The organism is Mesorhizobium sp. M0778, assembly GCF_040320105.1.
Lineage (GTDB): Bacteria > Pseudomonadota > Alphaproteobacteria > Rhizobiales > Rhizobiaceae > Mesorhizobium.
Window position 1 is genome coordinate 1 of the sequence record NZ_JAMYPA010000006.1, and the last position, 20,780, is coordinate 20,780.

The 20,780-nt window shown below is 61.4% G+C and carries 20 protein-coding genes, 1 tRNA gene and 1 pseudogene; 14 read left to right on the forward strand and 8 right to left on the reverse strand.

Translation table 11 applies throughout. The features are described 5' to 3' along the window. Positions 1 to 184 (reverse strand): annotated as a pseudogene (locus NKI22_RS10230) (ABC transporter substrate-binding protein); the annotation flags it as partial. 230 nt (positions 185 to 414) lie between these two features. Between NKI22_RS10230 and NKI22_RS10235 the strand changes: the two are divergent. Then, positions 415 to 1,044 carry an invasion associated locus B family protein gene (locus tag NKI22_RS10235; protein WP_023717607.1) on the forward strand — a complete coding sequence of 210 codons (630 nt, stop codon included), beginning with the start codon at positions 415 to 417 and terminating at the stop codon, positions 1,042 to 1,044. 131 nt (positions 1,045 to 1,175) lie between these two features. Here the strand turns inward: NKI22_RS10235 and hspQ are convergent, their stop codons facing one another. Together hspQ and NKI22_RS10245 are read right to left on the reverse strand one after the other, a co-directional pair. Continuing rightward, positions 1,176 to 1,499: a heat shock protein HspQ gene (gene hspQ, locus NKI22_RS10240; RefSeq protein ID WP_352482577.1), complete on the reverse strand. Its 324-nt coding sequence runs from the start codon at positions 1,497 to 1,499 to the stop codon at positions 1,176 to 1,178. A 220-nt stretch (positions 1,500 to 1,719) separates the two neighbouring features. Continuing rightward, a complete protein-coding gene (locus NKI22_RS10245) occupies positions 1,720 to 2,931 on the reverse strand; it encodes a UbiH/UbiF family hydroxylase (protein ID WP_352587501.1) in 1,212 nt (403 codons plus the stop codon). Between the two features lie 61 nt (positions 2,932 to 2,992). Between NKI22_RS10245 and NKI22_RS10250 the strand changes: the two genes are divergently transcribed. From NKI22_RS10250 to NKI22_RS10285, 8 genes are all read left to right on the forward strand, one after another. Then, positions 2,993 to 3,931, forward strand: coding sequence for a DUF2182 domain-containing protein (locus NKI22_RS10250; protein WP_352587504.1), 939 nt, complete (start codon positions 2,993 to 2,995; stop codon positions 3,929 to 3,931). A gap of 13 nt (positions 3,932 to 3,944) precedes the next feature. Continuing rightward, positions 3,945 to 4,559 carry a DUF1326 domain-containing protein gene (locus tag NKI22_RS10255; protein ID WP_352937975.1) on the forward strand — a complete coding sequence of 205 codons (615 nt, stop codon included), beginning with the start codon at positions 3,945 to 3,947 and terminating at the stop codon, positions 4,557 to 4,559. Further along, positions 4,556 to 5,371 carry a phosphatidylcholine synthase gene (pcsA, locus tag NKI22_RS10260; protein WP_023717602.1) on the forward strand — a complete coding sequence of 272 codons (816 nt, stop codon included), beginning with the start codon at positions 4,556 to 4,558 and terminating at the stop codon, positions 5,369 to 5,371. Before NKI22_RS10255 ends, pcsA begins: the two co-directional genes overlap by 4 nt. An 18-nt stretch (positions 5,372 to 5,389) precedes the next feature. Then, positions 5,390 to 6,367, forward strand: a complete 978-nt coding sequence (locus NKI22_RS10265; protein ID WP_352815352.1) for a quinone oxidoreductase family protein — start codon at positions 5,390 to 5,392, stop codon at positions 6,365 to 6,367. A gap of 179 nt (positions 6,368 to 6,546) precedes the next feature. After that, the gene (locus NKI22_RS10270; RefSeq protein WP_023717600.1) at positions 6,547 to 8,112 is read left to right on the forward strand and encodes an ABC transporter ATP-binding protein; all 1,566 of its coding nucleotides are present in this window, start codon (positions 6,547 to 6,549) and stop codon (positions 8,110 to 8,112) included. Continuing rightward, complete coding sequence (locus tag NKI22_RS10275) at positions 8,109 to 9,221, forward strand: ABC transporter permease (protein WP_031193567.1); 1,113 nt, start codon at positions 8,109 to 8,111, stop codon at positions 9,219 to 9,221. Before NKI22_RS10270 ends, NKI22_RS10275 begins: the two co-directional genes overlap by 4 nt. Next, entirely contained in the window at positions 9,221 to 10,141 is a 921-nt protein-coding gene (locus tag NKI22_RS10280) for an ABC transporter permease (protein ID WP_031193566.1), read from the forward strand. Before NKI22_RS10275 ends, NKI22_RS10280 begins: the two co-directional genes overlap by 1 nt. Positions 10,142 to 10,188: 47 nt before the next feature. Beyond that, a complete protein-coding gene (locus NKI22_RS10285; RefSeq protein ID WP_023717597.1) occupies positions 10,189 to 11,256 on the forward strand; it encodes a BMP family ABC transporter substrate-binding protein in 1,068 nt (355 codons plus the stop codon). A 66-nt stretch (positions 11,257 to 11,322) separates the two neighbouring features. Here NKI22_RS10285 and rimO read toward each other — a convergent pair whose 3' ends face one another. The 5 genes from rimO to NKI22_RS10310 all read right to left on the reverse strand — a co-directional run bounded on the left by rimO (position 11,323) and on the right by NKI22_RS10310 (position 14,991). Further along, the gene (rimO, locus tag NKI22_RS10290) at positions 11,323 to 12,636 is read right to left on the reverse strand and encodes a 30S ribosomal protein S12 methylthiotransferase RimO (protein ID WP_023717596.1); all 1,314 of its coding nucleotides are present in this window, start codon (positions 12,634 to 12,636) and stop codon (positions 11,323 to 11,325) included. A gap of 146 nt (positions 12,637 to 12,782) precedes the next feature. Beyond that, positions 12,783 to 13,442, reverse strand: coding sequence for a TerC family protein (locus NKI22_RS10295; RefSeq protein WP_023717595.1), 660 nt, complete (start codon positions 13,440 to 13,442; stop codon positions 12,783 to 12,785). Positions 13,443 to 13,635: 193 nt separating this feature from the next. Beyond that, a complete protein-coding gene (locus tag NKI22_RS10300) occupies positions 13,636 to 14,037 on the reverse strand; it encodes a DUF930 domain-containing protein (protein ID WP_023717594.1) in 402 nt (133 codons plus the stop codon). Between the two features lie 15 nt (positions 14,038 to 14,052). After that, on the reverse strand, positions 14,053 to 14,874 hold the full coding sequence (locus NKI22_RS10305) for a hypothetical protein (RefSeq protein WP_352789990.1): 822 nt from the start codon (positions 14,872 to 14,874) through the stop codon (positions 14,053 to 14,055). A 27-nt stretch (positions 14,875 to 14,901) separates the two neighbouring features. After that, positions 14,902 to 14,991: transfer RNA gene (locus NKI22_RS10310), tRNA-Ser, on the reverse strand. Positions 14,992 to 15,438: 447 nt separating this feature from the next. On the opposite strand from NKI22_RS10310, the gene NKI22_RS10315 reads away from it, so the two are divergent. From NKI22_RS10315 to NKI22_RS10335, 5 genes are all read left to right on the forward strand, one after another. Next, positions 15,439 to 16,185 carry a hypothetical protein gene (locus NKI22_RS10315; RefSeq protein WP_245278523.1) on the forward strand — a complete coding sequence of 249 codons (747 nt, stop codon included), beginning with the start codon at positions 15,439 to 15,441 and terminating at the stop codon, positions 16,183 to 16,185. A 275-nt stretch (positions 16,186 to 16,460) separates the two neighbouring features. Further along, on the forward strand, positions 16,461 to 17,678 hold the full coding sequence (locus NKI22_RS10320) for a septal ring lytic transglycosylase RlpA family protein (RefSeq protein ID WP_023717591.1): 1,218 nt from the start codon (positions 16,461 to 16,463) through the stop codon (positions 17,676 to 17,678). Between the two features lie 132 nt (positions 17,679 to 17,810). Further along, positions 17,811 to 18,941: a D-alanyl-D-alanine carboxypeptidase family protein gene (locus NKI22_RS10325; protein WP_352641888.1), complete on the forward strand. Its 1,131-nt coding sequence runs from the start codon at positions 17,811 to 17,813 to the stop codon at positions 18,939 to 18,941. Between the two features lie 64 nt (positions 18,942 to 19,005). Beyond that, on the forward strand, positions 19,006 to 19,680 hold the full coding sequence (gene tmk, locus NKI22_RS10330) for a dTMP kinase (protein ID WP_352482558.1): 675 nt from the start codon (positions 19,006 to 19,008) through the stop codon (positions 19,678 to 19,680). After that, positions 19,677 to 20,732, forward strand: coding sequence for a DNA polymerase III subunit delta' (locus tag NKI22_RS10335; RefSeq protein ID WP_352494665.1), 1,056 nt, complete (start codon positions 19,677 to 19,679; stop codon positions 20,730 to 20,732). Before tmk ends, NKI22_RS10335 begins: the two co-directional genes overlap by 4 nt. Positions 20,733 to 20,780 lie beyond the last annotated feature (48 nt).

Sequence of the window (20,780 nt, forward strand, 5' to 3'; positions counted from 1 at the left end):
CGCAATAGGTAATGCTGCCGCCCTTCGGCGCGTCGGGGTTGACGTAGTTGAAATGCTTGTAGTCGGCCGGCAGCGCCGGCTCGCCCTGCATGGCAAGCGCGTGCTTCGGTTCCGACAGGGCCGGTTGCAGGGAAAGGCCGACAAACAACATTGTGGCGATCAGCCAAATGACAACGCGGCCCATGACCGTCCCCTTCCCGATTCGATGCGCAGCATACATGAGCCGGTCGTGCACCGGCCAACCCCCTGAGCCAATCCTTCGGCCAAGATTCGCGAGGCTCGGGCTGGATTCGGCATCGCTTGCAGTGTAACACGCCGTCCGAAGTCATTCTGTTGCCTCATTTCGGCAACAGGTAGCTGGACCACACGGCGCGAAAAAGCCGGTTCCGGGATCATTTGAGAGGAATGCACGACATGACCAGCCTGAACAGCAACGCGTACCGCCTGTCGGTCATGGCCGCTGGCGTGGTCGGCATTCTCGGCGCCGGGATTCCCGCTGCTTCCGCGCAGCAGCAACAGCAGATTCCGCAAGGCTGGTTCAAGGCCTGCACCAAGCAGGAAGACGTCGACATCTGCAATGTCCAGAACATCACCACCGCCGGCAACGGCCAGCTCATCACCGGCGTCAGCCTGATCGAATTGAAGGGCAAGGTGAACCGCAAGGTGTTCCAGGTGACGGTTCCGACCGGCCGGCTGGTTCCTCCCGGCATCGGCCTCCAGATCGACGGCGGCAAGGCGCAGAAGCTCGACTATGTGATCTGCTTCCCGGACCGCTGCGTGGCGGAAGTGCCGCTGACCGATCAGCTCGTCGCATCCTTCAAGAAGGGATCGGCGCTGACACTGACCTCGATCAATTTCCAGAACCAGCCGAATCCGATCAAGATTGCGCTGACCGGCTTCAGCGGCGCCTTCGACGGCCCGCCGCTGCAGCAGTCGGACATCGAGGACCGGCAGAAGAAGCTCCAGGAGTTCGTCGCCAAGAACAACCAGGATTTTGCCAAGAAGCTCAAGGAAGAGCAGGAAAAGGCGAAGGCCGCCAACTGATCGACTGCCGCCAACTGATCGACGGGTTTTCGAACAAACAAAAAGCGGGGTTCATGCCCCGCTTTTTTTGCTGAACCGGCTGATTGTCGGGTCCAGCCATGTCTCAAGCCGGCCAAGTCCTAGCTAAGTCATCAATGTCTCGATTGGTGCTTCGGTTCGTAGCGCCCGTCCGGCCTCTTCTCGAACATCTCACCTATCTGTGGATGCCGGACCGGTTCGCCCGACCGGTCCTCGAGCAAATTCTGCTCGGACACGTAGGCGATGTATTCCGTTTCCGAATTCTCGGCGAGCAGATGATAAAAGGGCTGGTCCTTGCGCGGCCGCACGTCAGCGGGGATCGCCTCGTACCATTCGTCGGTGTTGGCGAATTGCGGGTCGACATCGAAAATGACGCCGCGGAACGGAAACAGCCGGTGGCGAACCACCTGTCCGATCGAGAATTTGGCTGTCTTCATCGCACTCACCACTTGAACTTCTTGGACGCCACGCATCCTGGAACACGCAAGGAACGCTCCAAGACTTCAGACTCTAACGCATCGGTCCGGCAAAGATTGGTCCAGACCTTGCCGTCGACATGTTCGTTATTTGGCGCAGACTCTGCGTCAATTCAATCCCGAAGCGCGTGACGCCGGGTTGAGTTCGCAAGATGCGGAGCAAGGGCCGTACCCAAGATCGCTAGCTCTCAGCCGGTTTTCGCAATCCACCAAAAAATGCCGCAAAACCGCTGCCGGGTCGCAGACCCTCGCGCATAAAAAATGCCCGCAACGGCGCAAACCCTTCAAGCACGCCAAGACCAGCGCTGCGCGCCAACTGGGCCGGCAGCATGTCGGAAAGCAACGACATGTTGAGCAGGTTGACCGCGCTGCTGCGCGCCAGGATGTCCGGCCGCCGCTTGAAATCATAGGTCGCAAGCGCCTTGGCGGCGCCCGGGTCCGAGCGATTTCTGCTTGCGGTACCAATCAGGTCGTCGATGTCCCTGATGCCGAGATTAAGGCCTTGCGCGCCGATTGGGGGAAACACATGGGCGGCTTCGCCGACAAGCGCCACGCGGTGCTGCGCAAACCGCCACGGGCTCACCGCTGAAAGGGGGTAGACCTGTCGGCCGGGCTCAACCGACACGCGGCCCAGCATCGATTGCATCCGCTGTTCGACCCGCGTCGAAAGCTCGGCGTCGTCAAGTGCTGCAAGGTCCCTGGCGGTATCGGGCTCGAGCACCCAGACAAGGCTGGACCGGTTGCCGGGCAGGGGAACCTGTGTGAACGGACCGGTCTCGGTGTGGAATTCGGTCGAAGTAAAGGCATGGTCGCTGCGGTGACCGAAATTGAGCACCAGCGCCGCCTGCGGATAGGATCGGACCGATGTCCGGATGCCGGCTGCCTCGCGGGCCGGCGACTGACGGCCATCGGCGGCAACCGCCAACGACGCCTCAATCTCGCTGCCGTCGGCGAGAACGGCATGGGCATGGTCGGCATCGAGGCGCCATGCCTCCACCATCGACTTTCGCCACTCGATGCCCGCATGCGCGCCGACAGCCTCGGCTAGCGCGCGGTTGAGAACGCTGTTGGGCACGTTCAGTCCGAATTGCTCTTCGTCGATCTCGCTGGCGCGAAAGGTCACTGTCGGGCCGCGGATCAGCCGGCTTGTTGCATCGACGATGCGCATCACCTTGAGCGGCGCTGCGTGCGGCCTGATTCTATCCAGGATCCCGAGCCGTTCTAACATCTTCAGGGCAGGGTTCATCAAGGCTGTCGTCCGGGCATCGGGGCCGGCTGCCTCGGGTCCGACGAGCGTCACGGGAAAGCCGGTCTCGGCAAAGCCAAGCGCCGCGATCAGCCCTGCGGGGCCGCTGCCGGCAACGAGTATCCGTGCTGTTTCCCGATGATCCAAATTCGGCTTCCCGATTGCGAGGTGAGGCCTATCCGACCTGCCGGTCCATATAGGTCAGGTGATGTCGCTTGATCAACGCGGCGATTCGGCCCATTCGGTTGCCATGACCGGCCAACAAGACGATTTCAGCCACCTGGACGGTATCGGCCGTGCGATGGCGAGCGTTGCGCGCAGCCCTCGACTGACGGTGAGCGTTGTTGCTGGCATGGGCATCGCCCTTGCATGGCTCCTTCTCGGCGCAATTGCAGTTCGTGGTGCCGTAAGCCGGCTCCCGGGCACCGATGCACCCGGTGACACTATGCTGAGATATCTGCCGCAACTGCCGCTGCCGGATTTCCTTGCGCGTTTCTTCGCCCTTTGCCTTGCGCCGGCGCCGCTTCACGCAAGCCTAGGCGCGCAAGGCGGGGCACTCACCGCGATGTGGCTGTTGATGGCCATCGCGACCATGCTGCCCTCCGCGGCGCCGATGATCCGGACCTATTGCGAGATCGCAGATACCGCCAGGATCAAGAGGGAGCCGGTCGCCCATCCGTTGGTCCTCGTCGCTGGATATTTAAGCGTCTGGCTTGCCGCCTCGGCAATGTTCGCAGCCCTGACGCTAGCAGTCGATGCATTCGCGTCACCCGGGCAGATGCTCGATCCGGCGGTTGGAATTGCCGGAGCAGCCGCGCTGTCGATCGCTGGTCTCTATCAGTTCAGCTGGCTGAAGGAAGCCTGTCTGGAGAAGTGCAGAAATCCGTTCTCGGTCCTGTTCGCCAACTGGAGCGCCAGGCCCATTCGCATTTTCCGGCTCGGCATGGAGCAGGGCCTGTGGTGCCTTGGATGCTGCTGGGCGCTGATGCTGGTAATGTTTGCCGTCGGCGTGATGAACGTGTTCTGGATGGCGCTCATCGGCCTGTTTAGCCTGGTCGAAAAACAGGCGGCAGGCAATCTGCCGACGCGGCTGGCCGGCGCGATACTGCTTGTCTGGGCAGCCACGCTGCTAGTAGTCTCGACATGAGGGGGAGAATTCGATGACAGACCAAAACTGGGCAATGAAGGGAGAGCTCGTCCTCTCCTGCAATTGCACGGTTTTTTGCCCTTGCGTGCTGTCGCTCGGCAATCATCCGCCGACGGAAGGCTATTGCCAGACCTGGGCCGGATTCCGCATCGATGCCGGCCATTTCGGCGAGGTCGACCTGTCTGGTCTCAATCTTGGGCTGATCATGGAAATCCCCGGCTATATGAGCCGCGGCAACTGGACTGCCGGCCTGTTCATCGACAAGCGCGCCTCGGTCTACGCTGTGAAGGCACTGACGAAGATATTCACCGGCAAGGCCGGCGGAACCACATCGCTGCTCTCGATCCTGGTCGGACAGTTCCTCGGCGCCGAGCAGGTGCCGATCACCTACGAGACGCGTGAGAAAACGCGCATCTTTCAGATACCGAAGATCATCGATGGCGCGGTGACGCCGATCACCGGCAAGGATCGCGACAAGGATACGGTCATCACCAATTCGGAATACTGGATCGCGCCGGAGATCATCGTCGCCAAATCCGACAGGAGCAACATGCGGGCCTTTGGCCGCAACTGGAACTTTGCCGGCCGCTCGGCCGAAATCTGCAAGCTGGACTGGCGGGGACCGTGAGCAAGAAGACGACGGCCAGGAAAATCGCCGACCGGATTCCGCGGCCGAAGAAGAAAGTCACATGGCCGCAGGCGCGGGCGTTCTCGGTCCATCTCTTGACCGCGTCGGGCTCATTCCTGGCGTTTCTGTCGCTGGTCGCAGCAAGCGAGCAGCGCTGGACGGCGATGTTCTGGTGGCTAGGGCTGGCGCTGTTCGTCGACGGCATCGACGGGCCGATCGCCAGGAAGCTCGACGTCAAGGAAATCCTACCGACATGGTCGGGCGAACTCCTCGACAACATCATCGACTACGTGACCTACGTGCTGATTCCGGCCTTCGCGCTCTATCAGCGCGGCTTCATGGGCGAGCGCCTGTCGTTCCTGTCGGCGGCGATCATCGTGGTGTCGAGCGCAATCTACTATGCCGATACCGGCATGAAGACGAAGGAGAATTTCTTCAAGGGCTTTCCAGTCGTCTGGAACATGGTGGTGTTCACGCTGTTCGTCATCGAACCCGGACAATGGGTTTCCTTCGCCGTGGTCGTGGTGGCCGGCATTCTCACCTTCGTGCCGATCCATTTCATCCATCCGGTGCGGGTGAAGCGGCTGCGGCCAGTCAATCTCGGCATGACGCTGCTTTGGTGTGCTTTCGGCGCGCTGGCGCTGGCGCAGGCCGCGCTTGCCTCCTTCTATGACCAGATCGGCGTGCTGGGCGAGCAGGTCAGCGATTTCATCAAGATCGGAATTACGGTCACCGGGCTTTACCTCGCTTGCATCGGCGCTATCATGCAGTTCTTTCCAAATCTCGGCGCCAAGCCGGACAAGAAAGCCTGATCCCAAGAGAGCCGGAAAATGTCCAAAGCGATCCGCATCCACGCCAATGGCGGTCCGGAGGTCCTGACCTATGAGGATACCGATCCCGGGCGGCCGGGCTCGGGGCAGATTCTGGTCAGGCACACCGCGATCGGTCTCAATTTCATCGACGTCTATTACCGCTCGGGCCTTTATCCGCCGCAGGGCGGATTTCCGCTGATCCCCGGCGGTGAGGCGGCCGGCGTGGTTTTGGAGGTCGGCACAGATGTCGACTGGCTGGCGCCCGGGGATCGCGTCGCCTATGCGGTGACCACCGGCGCCTATGCCGGGCAGCGCGTGATCGCCGCCGACCGCGTGGTGAAGGTGCCTGACGGCATCAGCGACGAACAGGCTGCGGCTATGATGCTGAAGGGCATGACCGCCGAGTACCTGTTGCGCCGTACGTTCAAAGTGAAGGCGGGCGATACGATCCTGTTTCACGCGGCGGCCGGCGGTGTCGGGCTGATCCTCGGCCAATGGGCCAAGCATCTCGGCGCGACGGTGATCGGCACCGCAAGTTCGACCGACAAGATCGAGCTCGCCAAGGCGCACGGCTTCGACCACGTGATCAACTATCGCGAGCAGGATTTCGTCGCCGGTGTTGCCGCCATCACCGGTGGCAAGAAATGCGACGTTGTCTACGATTCGGTCGGCAACGATACGTTCCCGGCCTCGCTCGATTGCCTGCGGCCGCTCGGCACGTTCGTCAGCTTCGGTCAATCGTCTGGGCCGATCCCGCCCTTCAGCATCTCATTGCTGGCGCAGAAGGGCTCGTTGTTCGCAACGCGGCCGACGCTGTTCGTCTATAATGCCAAGCGCGAGGACCTCGAGGCTTCCGCCGCCGCCTTGTTCGATGTCGTGCTCAGCGGTGCCGTCAAGATCAAGATCAATCAGCGTTACGCGCTCAGCGATGCCGGCAAGGCGCATTCCGATCTCGAAGGGCGCAGGACGACCGGGACAACGATACTTATCCCCTGAGCGCCCGCAGTTTCGGCCCGCCGACGCCGCGGTTCTTGCGAACTGCGCTTTACCGCTTGAGTTTCCGCTGAAATTCTTGAAGCTCTTTCAAGTCGTGAGGCGCTTACCGTCGAGAGCAGGGCGCGCATACGATGTTTGCGGGAACACAGAACATATCTGGCAAACCAGATGGAGGCACTGTGAGTGCAGATCAAGACGGCGCAAACCTGCTGGAGGTTCGCGGCCTCACCAAGATATTCGGCACGCTGACGGCGTGCGACCATGTCGATCTCAACATCGCCAAGGGCGAGATCCATGCGTTGCTTGGCGAGAACGGCGCCGGCAAGTCGACGCTGGTGAAAATGTTGTTCGGATCGCTGGAACCGAATTCCGGCGAGATTTTCTGGAATGGCCAGGCAGTCCGGATCACCAGCCCCGGCACCGCAAAAAAGCTCGGCATCGGCATGGTTTTCCAGCATTTTTCGCTGTTCGAGGCGCTGACGGCGGCGGAGAACATCGCGCTGTCGCTGGATGACGGCTCGCCGATCAGCACGATCGCGGCCAAGGCGAGGGCGCTCTCCTACAGTTATGGCCTGCCTCTCGATCCGCTATCGCTGGTCGGTGATCTGTCGGTCGGCGAGCGTCAGCGTATCGAAATCATCCGCTGCCTGCTGCAGACGCCGCAACTCATCATCCTGGACGAGCCGACTTCGGTGCTGACGCCGCAGGAAGCCGATAAGCTGTTCGAGACGCTCGAGCGGCTGCGTTCGGAAGGAAAATCCATCCTCTACATTTCGCACCGGCTGGAAGAGGTCAAACGCATTTGCGACCGCGCCACCGTGCTGCGTCACGGCAAGGTGGTCGGCCATTGCAATCCGCGCCAGGAAACCGCGTCTTCGTTGGCGCGGATGATGGTGGGCAACGAGATTCAGGCTGTGGTGCGGGCGCCGGCCGAAGATATCGAGACCGCGCCGGTGCTGCTTCAAATCCGCGAACTCACCCGCAAGCCGGCGACCCCGTTCTCGATCCCGCTCAGGAACATCAATCTCGAGGTCCGCGCCGGCGAGGTGATCGGCATTGCCGGTGTGGCCGGCAACGGCCAGGGCGAATTCTTCGAGTCCGTTTCCGGCGAGGTGCTGCAGCAGGATGCCGGCTCGGTCCGCATCCGCGGCAAGGATGCCGGAGGCCTCACCATCACCGGCAGGCGCCTGATGGGCGCTGCCTTCGTCCCGGAAGAGCGGCTCGGCCATGGCGCAGCACCCCGCATGAAGCTTTCGGAGAACCTGCTCCTGTCGCGCCACGCCACCGACGGCAAGATGCTTGTCGGCGCCGGTGGAATGGTCAAGAGCGATGCAATCTATACCGCTGCCCAGCGCATCATAAAGGTGATGGACGTGCGCAAGAGCGCGCCGGATCCGGAGGCTGCGGCTCTTTCGGGCGGCAATCTGCAGAAATTCATCGTCGGCCGCGAACTCGACCGCCGGCCAAGCGTCCTGGTGGTCAATCAGCCGACCTGGGGGGTCGACGCGGGTGCGGCGGCCCATATCCGCCAGGCGCTGATCGAGCTAGCGCGCAGCGGCTCGGCGGTGCTGGTGATCAGCCAGGACCTCGACGAGCTGTTCGAGATTTCCGATGCGATCACGGTCATGCACAATGGCGAACTGTCGAAGCCGCTGCCGATAGCTGAAGCGACATTCGAGAAGATCGGACTGCTGATGGGCGGCGCCGAACCCGGGCATGCCGAACATACGTTGGAGACGGCTTGATGCGCCTCGAACTTGTAAAACGCCCGCAGCGCTCGATGCTGTTTTCAGCACTGTCGCCTTTCATCGCTTTCGTTTTGACGATCATTGCTGGCGCCATCATGTTCGCGCTGCTCGGCGTCAACCCGTTGACCGCGTTCCGCATCTACTTCATCGAACCGATCAGCCAAGTCTGGCAGCTGCATGAACTGGCGATCAAGGCCGCCCCCCTGATCCTGATCGCGGTCGGACTGTCGGTCTGCTACAAGGCCAACATCTGGAACATCGGCGCCGAAGGCCAGTTCATCCTGGGCGGCATTGTCGGCTCGATCTTCCCCGTGCTGTTTCCGCAGTTCGAAGGCCCATTGGTGCTGCCGTTGATGCTTCTTTTTGGCATGATCGGTGGGGCCGCCTATGCCGCAATCCCGGCACTGCTGAAGACGCGCTTCAACACCAACGAGATCCTGACCAGCCTGATGCTGGTCTATGTCGCCCAGCTCTTCCTCGATTGGCTGGTGCGCGGGCCGTGGCGCGATCCGCAGGGTCATGGTTTCCCGCAGACCATCCAGTTCAACGACTCGGCTATCCTTCCGGAACTCCTCCCGGAATCCGGCAGGGCGAACTGGGGATTTGTCTTCGCGCTGATCGCGGCAGTGCTGATCTGGATTCTGATGAGCCGTATGCTGAAAGGCTTCGAGGTCCGCGTACTCGGCTCGAGCCCGAGGGCAGGGCGCTTCGCCGGTTTTGGCCTCAGCCGCATGGTTTTCTTTGCCTTTCTGCTATCGGGCGCACTGGCCGGGCTTGCCGGCATTTCGGAGGTCTCTGGCGCCATCGGGCAGTTGCAGCCTGTGATCTCGCCCGGCTACGGATTTACCGCCATCATCGTGGCATTCCTCGGCCGGCTCAATCCGCTGGGCATCGTTGCCGCCGGCCTTGTGCTGGCGCTGACCTATCTCGGCGGCGAGGCGGTGCAAAGCGCGCTCGGCATCTCCGACAAGGTGGCGCGCGTGTTCCAGGGGATGCTTTTGTTCTTCGTGCTCGGCTGCGACACGCTCATTCACTATCGCATCCGCCTGACCGGCCTTTCCGCGCCGAAACTCGAGGCAGCACCGAAGCTGGAGGAAGCCCGCTGATGGACATCACCGTCAACATCCTCTTGACCATCGCCACGGCGGCGACGCCGCTGCTGATAGCGGCGATCGGCGAACTGGTGGTCGAACGTTCCGGCGTGCTCAATCTCGGCGTCGAAGGCATGATGATCATGGGCGCGGTCGGCGGTTTCGGCGCCGGCTATCTGACCGGCTCGCCGTGGATAGGGCTGTTGGCGGCAATTGCCATGGGGGCAGTGTTCTCGCTTCTGTTCGCGGTCATGACCCTGTCGCTGGCCACCAATCAAGTGGCCACCGGCCTGTCGCTGACGCTGCTTGGCCTCGGTCTTTCCGGCATGATGGGGACGAATTTTGTCGGCCAGCCCGGCGAGAGGTTGCCTAACCTCGATATTCCCGGCCTGACCGCAATCCCCATCGTCGGCAGGCTGCTGTTCGGTCAGGATCCGATCTTCTACATCTCGATCGCGCTGACCGCCGCCGTCATGTGGTTCCTGTTCAAGACCCGCACCGGGCTCACTCTGCGTTCGATCGGCGACAGTCATGCATCCGCCCATGCGCTTGGCATCCACGTCATCCGCTACCGCTATCTTTCGGTGATTTTCGGCGGCGCTTGTGCAGGCCTTGCCGGCGGCCACCTGTCGCTGGTCTATACACCGCAATGGGTGGAGAACATGACCGCCGGCCGCGGGTGGATCGCGCTGGCTCTGGTCGTCTTCGCCTCCTGGCGGCCATGGCGGGTGTTAGCCGGCGCCTATATTTTCGGCGCGGTCTGGATCGGCCAGCTTCATGCACAGGCATTTGGCATTCCGGTCCCCTCGCAACTGCTTTCTTCGCTGCCCTATCTGGCAACCGTCGTGGTTCTCGTTCTAATCTCGCGTAACAAGCGTCTGACGATGATGAACACGCCGGCTTCCCTGGGCCAGCCCTTCGTTCCGGATCGTTGACAACAAAAAGACGGAAGCTCCAAGGCTTAACTCAGAGAGGTAACACAATGAAAAAACTGCTTATTGCCCTGATGGCGACGACGGCCGCATTGTCACTGGCGGCGTCAGCCGAGGCGGCGGACAAGTTGAAGGCCTGCTGGGTCTATACCGGCCCGATAGGCGATTTCGGTTACTCCTACCAGCACGACCAAGGCCGCCTCGAGGTGGAAAAGGCACTCGGCGACAAGGTCGAGACCGCCTATCTCGAGAACGTCTCCGAAGGCCCCGACGCCGATCGCGCCTTCGAACGCCTGGCACGCGAAGGTTGCAAGATCATTTTCGGCACGTCCTTCGGTTTCATGGACCCGGAAGTGAAGATCGCCAAGAAATTCCCCAAGGTGATGTTCGAGCACGCCACCGGCTACAAGACGGCCGAAAATCTCGGCATCTACAATGCGCGTTTCTATGAAGGCCGCTACGTGCTTGGCCAGATCGCCGCCAAGCAATCGAAGTCGGGCGTCGCCGGCTACATCGTTTCCTTCCCGATCCCGGAAGTGGTGATGGGCATAAATTCCTTCATGCTCGGCGCGCAGTCGATCAACCCGAACTTCAAGGCGAAGATCGTCTGGGTGAACTCCTGGTTCGATCCGGGCAAGGAAGCCGACGCAGCCAAGGCATTGTTCGACCAAGGCGCCGACATCATCGTCCAGCACACCGACTCGACCGCTGCTTTGCAGGTGGCGGAGGAGCGCAAGCTGCACGGCTTCGGCCAGTCCTCCGACATGATCAAGTTCGCGCCGCACGCGCAGCTGACCTCGCTGACCGACGAGTGGGGCCCGTACTACATCAGCCGGGTCCAGGCGGCGCTCGACGGCACCTGGAAGCCCGACAATGTCTGGCTCGGCATCAAGGACGGCGCCGTCAAGCTGGCGCCGTTCACCAATATGCCCGACGACGTCAAGGTGATGGCCGAGGCCACCACCAAGAAGATAGCCGACGGCTGGAATCCCTTCACCGGGCCGATCGTCAAGCAGGACGGCACACCATGGCTGAAGGACGGCGAGGTCGCTGACGACGGCACGCTGCTTGGGATGAATTTCTACGTGAAGGGCGTCGACGACAAGCTGCCACAGTAAGCAACCGGAAACACATCGAACGAAAGGGCGCCACGCGGCGCCCTTTTTGTTTTGGATTGAACGATATCAGACCGCCGAGCCGTAGAGGTCGTAAGCGTCGGCACGATCGATCTTGACCGTGACGATGTCGCCGGCGCGCAACGGCCGCCGCGACTGGATATGGACCGAACCGTCGATTTCGGGCGCATCGTATTTGGTCCGGCCCTTGGCCGAATTGCCATGTGCTTCGTCGATCAGGACCGGCAGGCGCTTGCCGATTTTCTTGGTGAGTTGCGTTGCCGAGATCTTCTGCTGGCGCTGCATGAAGCGGTGCCAGCGGGCTTCCTTGACCTCCTGAGGCACTTGCTCGAGGCCGAGCTCGTTGGCACGGGCGCCTCTGACCGGCTCGTATTTGAAGCAGCCGGCACGATCGATCCTGGCCTCGTCCAGCCAGTCGAGCAGCATCTCGAAATCGTCGTCCGTCTCGCCGGGGAAACCGACGATGAAGGTGGAGCGAATGGCGAGATCCGGACAGATCTCGCGCCAGCCGCGAATGCGCTCGAGCGTCTTCTCGCCATGGGCGGGCCGGCGCATGTTCTTCAGCACCTGCGGCGAGGCGTGCTGGAACGGGATATCGAGATAAGGAAGGATAGTGCCTTCGGCCATCAGTGGGATGACGTCGGCGACATGCGGATAGGGATAGACATAGTGCATGCGCACCCAGACACCGAGCTTACCCAGCTCTTCCGACAGATCGAGGAATTTCGCCCGCACTTCGCGATCGCCGAACATGCTGGTCTGGTATTTGATGTCGATGCCGTAGGCGCTGGTGTCCTGCGAGATGACGAGGATCTCCTTGACCCCGGCCTTGGCCAGCTTCTCGGCCTCGCGCAACACGTCGGCGGCCGGCCGCGATACGAGATCGCCGCGCAGCGCCGGGATGATGCAGAAGGTGCAGCGGTTGTTGCAGCCTTCCGAAATCTTGAGATAGGCATAGTGGCGCGGCGTGAGCTTGACGCCCTGCGGCGGCAAAAGGTCGATATAGGGATCGTGGCTCGGGGGAGCGGCCTCATGCACTGCCGCCATCACGCTTTCATAAGCTTGCGGGCCGGTGATGGCGAGGACGTTGGGATGTCTTTCACGGATGACGTCCGGTTCGGCGCCGAGGCAGCCGGTGACGATGACCTTGCCATTCTCCGAAAGTGCCGAGCTGATGGCGTTGAGCGATTCGTCGCGGGCCGAATCGAGGAAGCCACAGGTGTTGACGACGACCAGGTCGGCGCCGTCGTGCTTGCGGGCGATCTCGTAGCCTTCGGCGCGCAGGCGCGTGATGATGCGTTCCGAATCCACAAGGGCTTTCGGGCATCCAAGACTGACGAAGCTGACACGAGGGGCGGACATCAAAGCTTTTCCGGATTTTCAGGATTGGCGGCGCAGTACCACAGTTGTTGCCGCATTGGTATGGGCAGCGGCTGCAGCGAAACGCAAGCGCCCCCGAAGGCTGGCCGAAGTCGAAGTGCCGGCCGATGCGAATTCGAGTCGATGCGTCAGCTCACCGCACTGCTGACATGCGGCAAGACTTCCACCGCGCCTCGATAGATCATATCGAGCGCGACATAGAAGATGATCAAAAGGCCGATATAGGCGATCCAGCGGTGGCGGTGCAGCAGCTTGGCGATGAAGCTCGCGGCAAGGCCCATCAGCGCGATCGACAGGACCAGGCCGATCACCAGCACCTGGAAGTGATCGCGCGCTGCGCCGGCGACTGCCAGTACGTTGTCGAGCGACATAGAGACGTCGGCGATGACGATCTGCAATGCAGCCTGACCCAGCGTCTTCTTACGCGCCTTCCCGGCCACCATATTATCGCTGTTGATATCGGAATTGGACAACGCCTCGGTCGCCTCCACTTCGTCGGCATGGGAGGTGCGCAGTTCGCGATACATCTTCCAGCACACCCACAGCAGCAGGATGCCGCCGGCCAGCAGCAGGCCGACAATCTGGAGCAGAGTGACAGTGATAGCTGCAAAACCGATGCGCAGCACCGTCGCCGCCACCACGCCGATAAGGATCGCTCTCTTGCGCTGCTCGACCGGCAGGCCGGCAGCGGCAAGGCCGATGACAATGGCGTTATCGCCTGCAAGCACGAGATCGATGGCGATGACCTGGAGCAGGGCAGAGAAGCCCGCGGCGGTGAAAATTTCCATCGACTGGGAGTTCCCTTGCTGGTTGGCCGGCCGTTCGGGTTGAATGCCTGGAGGCCCTAACGTGTATGGTTCCCGCGCGTCAAGGGACTGGTTGGAACAAGGTCGGCAAACCGCCCGTCACGGCGGCAACATACAGAGTTTGCGACGATCGGCCCGAAACACCGGCGAAAATGCGGCCAGAGGTCGCGAATGCTTAGTTGTAGAGATTGTATTTGGGCCAGTCGCTTTCGGGAATTTCGTCGCCGATCCGGTAGCGGAGTTGCAGGACTTCCATATGGTCCGGCGCTGTCTCGCATTTGAATTTCAGCCGGTACCATTGTCCCTTGCTGCGAAAGGCAGCGCCCGGGCTCCTGATCGCATCGGCGCCCATTTCGGGCGTCGCGAAGGCGTAAGCGACGACGCGATCGGCTCTGTATTTGTGGTCGTCGCGGGTAATCCGGTCGAGAATTTCGGCGTCGCATCTCTGCTCCAGCCGGGTTTGCGGATCGAGTTTCAGCAGGCCGGCGCGCAATGCGCTGTCCATGGCGCTGGCCGGCCAAGCCAGCATCAAGCATGCGAGGACCGCAAGTTTATTCATGGGCGGGAGAAGCACCATATTCGGGCGCGGAAATCAACCCGATGAGGCGTCGGCTGCCGGTGGACGCTGATCGATCATCCCGAACGAAGGTGGCTCTTTTGCTGGGCTGAGCGTGTGAAAAAGGTCGCGCGGCGGAGTGCCGAGGCTAGCAAACAGCTCGGCCGGGAGGTTCTCCACACCGTCAATGGGATTGCCGAGGGCTTTCGCGAAGACAGCGAAATCGGCGGGCGGCAAGCTCGTTAGAAGCTGATCTAGATCAGTGTCCCGTTCAACTTTGATCCGCTCGATCGATGACAGGGCTAGTGGAAGCATATCGCTCAGTAGTTTGGCGTCGTTCTGCTTGTAATTCGTCCGTTGACCATAATCGACCTGTGTGAACTGGCCGTCAGCCAACTGCACGAGGAGAAGCCGGTCCATCGCCCATGTCCCATCCGCGTAGTGATCGCCGTATCCGAAGTGCGCTACCACCTTGCGCCGTAGATCGAGGAGATGTCTGTGCTTTGCGCGCTGTTCGTCGGTCCAACCGTTAGTCAATGGCATCGCGCCGCGCTGGTCATTCGAAGTCGCAACCCTCGCATAAAGCAGCAAGGCGTGCTGGAACAGTGAGCCCCCAATCGATGCTCGCTCGTCATCCTGAAACTCGGTTTCGACAATAGCACTTTCGCGCCCCACAAGACGTGCGAGCATCGCCACCTTGTGGGAAGCGGACTTTAGATCGAGAAGAGCGGAGCCTGCCTCCACACGACGACGAATCGCCTTGCCGATAGCGCGAAACGGAGCGCGGTTGGGCAGACGCTCGGCAGCGCCGCCTATGTCGAACACCTGGAGAGAAGGGGGTTTGACAGAAACCATCATGGCACAGGGTACTATCACGTAATGGCATGGCGGAGGGAGTGGGATTCGAACCCACGGTGGGCTTGCACCCACGCCGGTTTTCAAGACCGGTGCCTTAAACCGCTCGGCCATCCCTCCAAGGTGATTTTTCAATCACTTAGGATATCGCGAGAGGGCGGGTTCGAGCAGTCGGTACCGGATTGGCACCAGGACATTCCCCGACCGGTTCGCGCTTCATTCCTGTAAAGCCGCATTCAACACCAAGTCAACCATGGTGACCGCACCTTTGGGCGCGATTCAGGACGGTGAGCAGCCCGGCATGGCGACCTGTGTTTTGTGCTGAGTGTGGAAAATCGTTTTTAAAACCCGCACAGACTATTAATCGTTGTGCGCCGATATGTTGGGCGCATTAAACACATGTAAGTAAATCGTATTCCGGAGTTGATTTTGGCCGTACTTGGCGCTCTCCCGCCCGGTCTTCGCTGTAGACCAATTCGAGAAGCCGACTGGGAGGGAGTGGTCGACTGTCTGTGCAGGGGCTTTCCGGCGCGTAACCGGAGTTACTGGATACAGGCTCTGACCCGTTTGTCGCAGCGGCCCGCAGTTGCCGAGTTCCCACAATATGGCTTTGTTTTGGAGCATGCCGGTCGGATCGTCGGCGTTGTGCTCACCCTTTATGCTCGCTACCAGGGGTCGGAGGGCGACGAAATCCGCTGCAATCTTTCAAGCTGGTCAGTCGACGCAGAATTCCGTCCCTACGGCGCCATGTTGGTTGCGGCGGTTCTCAAGCGAAGGGATGTGACCTACACGAACATTTCGCCGGCACAAGCGACATTGAAAGCCAACCGGGCGCTCGGCTTTCGGCTCTTCTCCAGCGGACAATTTACCTTCGTGCCGGCTTTAAGTTCGGCGCAGCGGTCATGTCGCGTGCTCGAAGCGCGTCCCGATCTTCCGGAATTGGCGATGCTGTCCGAGAGTGAGAGATACATACTCTCTGAACACTCCACGCTGGGCTGCCTGTCGTTGATCTGCATTTGCGACGGAGCAGCGTTTCCCTTGGTGTTGATGCCGCGCCGAATGTTGCACGGTCTTATCCGATGCCATCAGATCATCTATTGCCGCTCGCTCGCGGATTTAAGCCGGTGCGCCGGTGCCGTGGGGCGCTTTCTCTTGCGAAGGGGAATCCTGGTTTGCTTTGTCGACGCCAAGGAGCCGATTCCAGGTTTGTTGGGGTGGTACCGCGCCAACAAGGGGCTGAAATACTTCAAGGGCCCCAGACCACCCGCACTTGGAGATCTGACGTTCACCGAGCTTGTGATATTCGGTCCCTGAATCTGCGCTCGGAGACATGCCAACGCCGGGCAGCAAAGCGTGCGGGCACGAATGGCGCTGGTGATCGATACGCGATGATTTTCATGCCGATCGGCGAGACGGTCGTGCCACAATCTCGCCCGGTTCCGACCACAATCGGTTAATACGGTGATAAACAATTCCTGCGCACAAAAGGATTGGGGTTGGGAGTCGCCGGCGTTTCTGGAGTGGGTGCTTTGGCACCGCCAACGTTAAAGCTGCGGTGCCTTCGTCGAGACTGTAGGGGACAATCGAAAATGCAGACTACGGCGCGCCCGCGTCTTCGTCGCGCTTCCGCTTTCGCGCTGTTTGCCTTGTCGGCAGCCTTTCTTGCGGCATGTGCCGGGCCGCAGCAAAAGGCGATGGTCAACAAGAAACCACGCTCCAAGGAATATTTTTCCGAAGCCGAATACGGTGTGAAAGCCAGCCCGCGCGTGATGTTCAAGACGTCTCGCGGACGCGATCAGCTCGGCAGACCCTATCAGGTGCGCGGCAAGTGGTACTATCCAAAGGAAGACAAGCGTTACGCCAAGGTTGGCCTCGCATCCTGGTATGGTGAGGCCTTCCACGGCCGGTTGACCGCCAACGGCGAAGTCTACGACATGGCAGATCTGACGGCGGCGCATCCGACCATGCCGCTGCCGAGCTATGCGCGTGTCACCAACATGAAGACCGGCAGCTCGGTGATCGTGCGCGTCAACGATCGCGGACCCTATCATGATGGACGCATCATCGATGTGTCTAAGCGCGCTGCTGAAATGCTCGATTATGCCAATATCGGTACGGCCGAGGTGAAGGTCGAATATGTCGGCCGTGCGCCGCTCGAAGGCAATGACGGTCAATATCTGATGGCCTCGTACCATCCCGGCAACAGGGCACCGGATCCATCGGACGGTCTGCCCAGCGGTGTCATGGTCGCCATGAATGGGCCGTCGCCGAGCCTGCCGGTAAGCGCCGCGGTGGTGCCGTTCCCCGGTCAGCTGACGAATTCCGGGCAGGCATCGGAAGCTGTCGTTGCGACGCAGGCACCGGCCTCCGGCGATGTGACGCTGCCCGAATTTGGACCGATCGTGCCGGAGCGTCCGGAAATCAACCTGCCGGCGCAATCGCCATTCACTGTGGCGTCGCTGTCCTATGCCAATGAGCGCGTGCAGCGCGCCTCCAACGCCTTCGCCGCGCTGGATGGCGTCGGCATGTCGCCCGCCGAGATTCTTCAATCCTGGAAACGGCAAGCTCCTCCAGCCGGGTCGCCCACGGACTATGTCGCGGCGGGTTCGTTCGAGGATGCCGCCGAAGCCGAGCGGGTGGCGGCCAAACTTTCCAGCTTCGGCAAGACCGAGATCCAGCGCTCCGAACTCGACGGCAAAGGCTGGTACTCGGTCAACCTCTATGCCGACGGCCATGGCAGCCTGGACGAGATGCTGCAGGCCGCGTGGTCGCATGGTGCGCCGGATGCGCTTGCCGTACGCAACTGATGGCGGGTCGCCTGGCTTTCTCGTGCGCGATTGATCCGCCGTGGAAAAGCCTGCTAGCTTCGGCCAACTTGCAAAAGAGCGCCGGCTGACTGGTCGAACCCGATGAAATTTTTCCGTCCTTCCACCGGGCTCATGACGCTCGGCCTGCTGCTGCTCTCGCTTGTGCCGGTCTCAGCACAGCTTTTCGAGACCAAGGCCGCGCAGGCCTTCATGATCGACGCCGAAACCGGCACCGTGCTGTTTTCCAAGGATGCGGACAGGTTGATCCCGCCGGCCTCGCTGGCCAAGCTGATGACGATGGAAGTGGTCTTCGACGCCATCAAATCAGGGCGCATGACGCTCGACGACACTTTCGTGGTCAGCGAGAACGCCTGGCGCAAGGGCGGCGCTCCTTCGGGGACATCGACCATGTTCGCGAAACTCAAGTCGACGATCCGGCTGGAGGACCTGATCCAGGGCGTGACCGTGCAGGCGGCCAATGACGGCTGTATTGTCATCGCTGAAGGAATGGCCGGGTCCGAAGCGAATTTCGCGGCGCAGATAACCGAGCGCGCCCGCCAGATCGGCTTGCAGAAATCGACCTTCGTCAATTCCACCGGTCTGCCGGCCGACGGGCAGCAAACGAGCGTTCGCGAGCTTGCGCTTCTGGCCCTGCATATCTGGCGCAACTACCCGGATCTCTACCGCTATTATGGCCAGAAGGATTTTAGCTGGAACAAGATTTCCCAGAGGAACCGCAACCCGTTGCTGGCCATGGATATAGGCGCCGACGGCCTTGCAGTCGGCGCCAGCGAGCAATCCGGATTCGGCATAGTCGGCTCGGTCAGCCACAATGGAACAAGGATGATTGCGGCAATGAGCGGACTGGCAAACGACCGCGAGCGCGCCGAGGAAGCGCGAAAGCTGCTCGACTGGGGCGTTCGCTCGTTCGAGAAGACGGAGATATTCGCCGAGGACGAAGTGGTTGGCGAAGCCCAGGTCTTTGGCGGCTCCAAATCCGGCGTCGCGTTAAAGGCTAATGGACCCGTGGAGATCTTCCTACCGATCGCCAACCGCGACAAGCTCACCGCCAGGATTGTCTATGACGGACCGGTGGCAGCGCCGGTGGAGGAGGGGCAGCCGGTGGGTACGCTGCGCGTCTGGATCGGCGATACGCTGAGCCAGGAGACGCCGCTTTTTGCCGCCGAGTCGATCGGTGTCGGTTCGTTGCCGCAACGCGCGCTCGATGCCGCCAAGGAACTGGCCGTCGGCTGGCTGCGTTAGCACCGTCGCGGTGGACCTTTTTTCCCGCCGGGACTATACGGTCCCCGAAGTATGGACAAAGGCTTTGGCGCGCGGATTTTTCATCACTTTTGAAGGCGGCGAAGGAGCAGGCAAGTCGACGCAGATCGGGCGGCTGGCAAAGAAGATGCGCGCCAAGAAATACGATGTACTGGTGACGCGTGAGCCGGGTGGCTCGCCGGGCGCGGAGGCGGTCAGGCATGTCCTGCTTTCAGGCGCAGCCGAGCCGTTCGGCCCCAAGATGGAAGCGCTGCTTTTCGCCGCCGCGCGTTCCGACCATGTCGAACAGGTCATCCGGCCGGCAGTCGAGCGCGGCTCGGTCGTGCTTTGCGACCGCTTCATGGATTCCTCTCGCGTCTACCAGGGCGTCACCGGAGGCCTCGACCCGGCATTCATGGACGCGTTGGAGAAGGTCGCCATCAACGGCATGGTGCCGGACATGACGCTGATCTTCGACATCGACCCCGCCGAGGGACTGAGGCGCGCTACCGCCCGACGGGGCAGCAGTGACGGCCCGGACCGCTTCGAGAAGGAAACATTGGCCATCCACCAGCGCCGCCGCGAGGCGTTTCTGACCATCGCCGCGGCTGAACCCGAACGCTGCGTCGTCGTCGATGCATCAGCAGACCCGGACACGGTGGAGGATGTCGTTACCGCCACCGTCTTCGCGGCTCTCGAGAAGATGATGCCGGCGCAAAGCAGACAGGCGGCGCCGGCATGATTTTCGAACGCATCGCACCCGAACAGCACGATACGCTGGACGGGGTGCCGGAGCCATCCGAGACGCCGCGTCTCGTCGGACATCTTCAGGCCGCCGATATGCTTGCCGCCGCCTATCGCTCGGGAAAGCTGCCGCACGCGCTGATCTTTGCCGGGCCGGTCGGCATCGGCAAGGCGACGCTGGCCTTTCACCTGGCGCATCACCTGTTGAAGCACCCGGCCTTCGGGCAGGCGCCGGAAAGCCTTGCCGTTCCCGATCCGGCATCGTCGCTGTTTCGTCAGATCGCCACCGGCGCGCATCCTTCGGTGCTGCATCTTACGCGCCCCGCAAACGACAAGACCAAGAGCTTCAAGACCGTGGTCACCGTCGACGAGATCCGCAAGGTCAGCCGCTTTCTGTCGCTGACCTCGCATGACGGCAGCTACCGGGTGGTTATCGTCGATCCCGCCGACGACATGAACACCAATGCTGCCAATGCCTTGCTGAAGAATCTTGAAGAACCACCGGCGCGCACCTTGTTCATCCTCATCGTCCATGCGCCGGGCAGCCTGCTGCCGACGATCCGCTCGCGCTGCCAGATGGTGCGGTTGGCGCCGCTCGATGCCGAGAGCTTGATGACGGTTCTGGAGGGCATCGAGCCACCGCCACCGGAGGATCCTGCGGCGCGCGCGGCGCTGGCGGAACGGGCAGGGGGCAGCGCCCGCAATGCGATCCTGCTGACGCAATATGGCGGGCTGGAAATCGCCGCCACCCTCGACGCCCTGGTGATGGCCAAAAAGACAGATGTCGCCGGCGCCTACCGTCTTGCCGAGGCGGTCGCCGGCCGCGACCAGGCGATCCCGTTCGAGATATTCAATCGCCGCGCACTTGATCTTCTGTCGGCCGGCGCCAGCCAGGCCGCGCTGGCCGGCGATTTGGCGCGGGCCAAAACGCTGTCGGATACTTGGCACGAGGCTTTGAACGCTATATCTGAAACCGAGACCTACAATCTCGACAAGAAGCAGCACGCCCTGACCATGATCGACCGCCTGAATTCTGCAATGCGAATGTGACGGCCGCTGGCGTGGCTTTGAAGCCCCTGAGTTTTGATCCCAATCAAT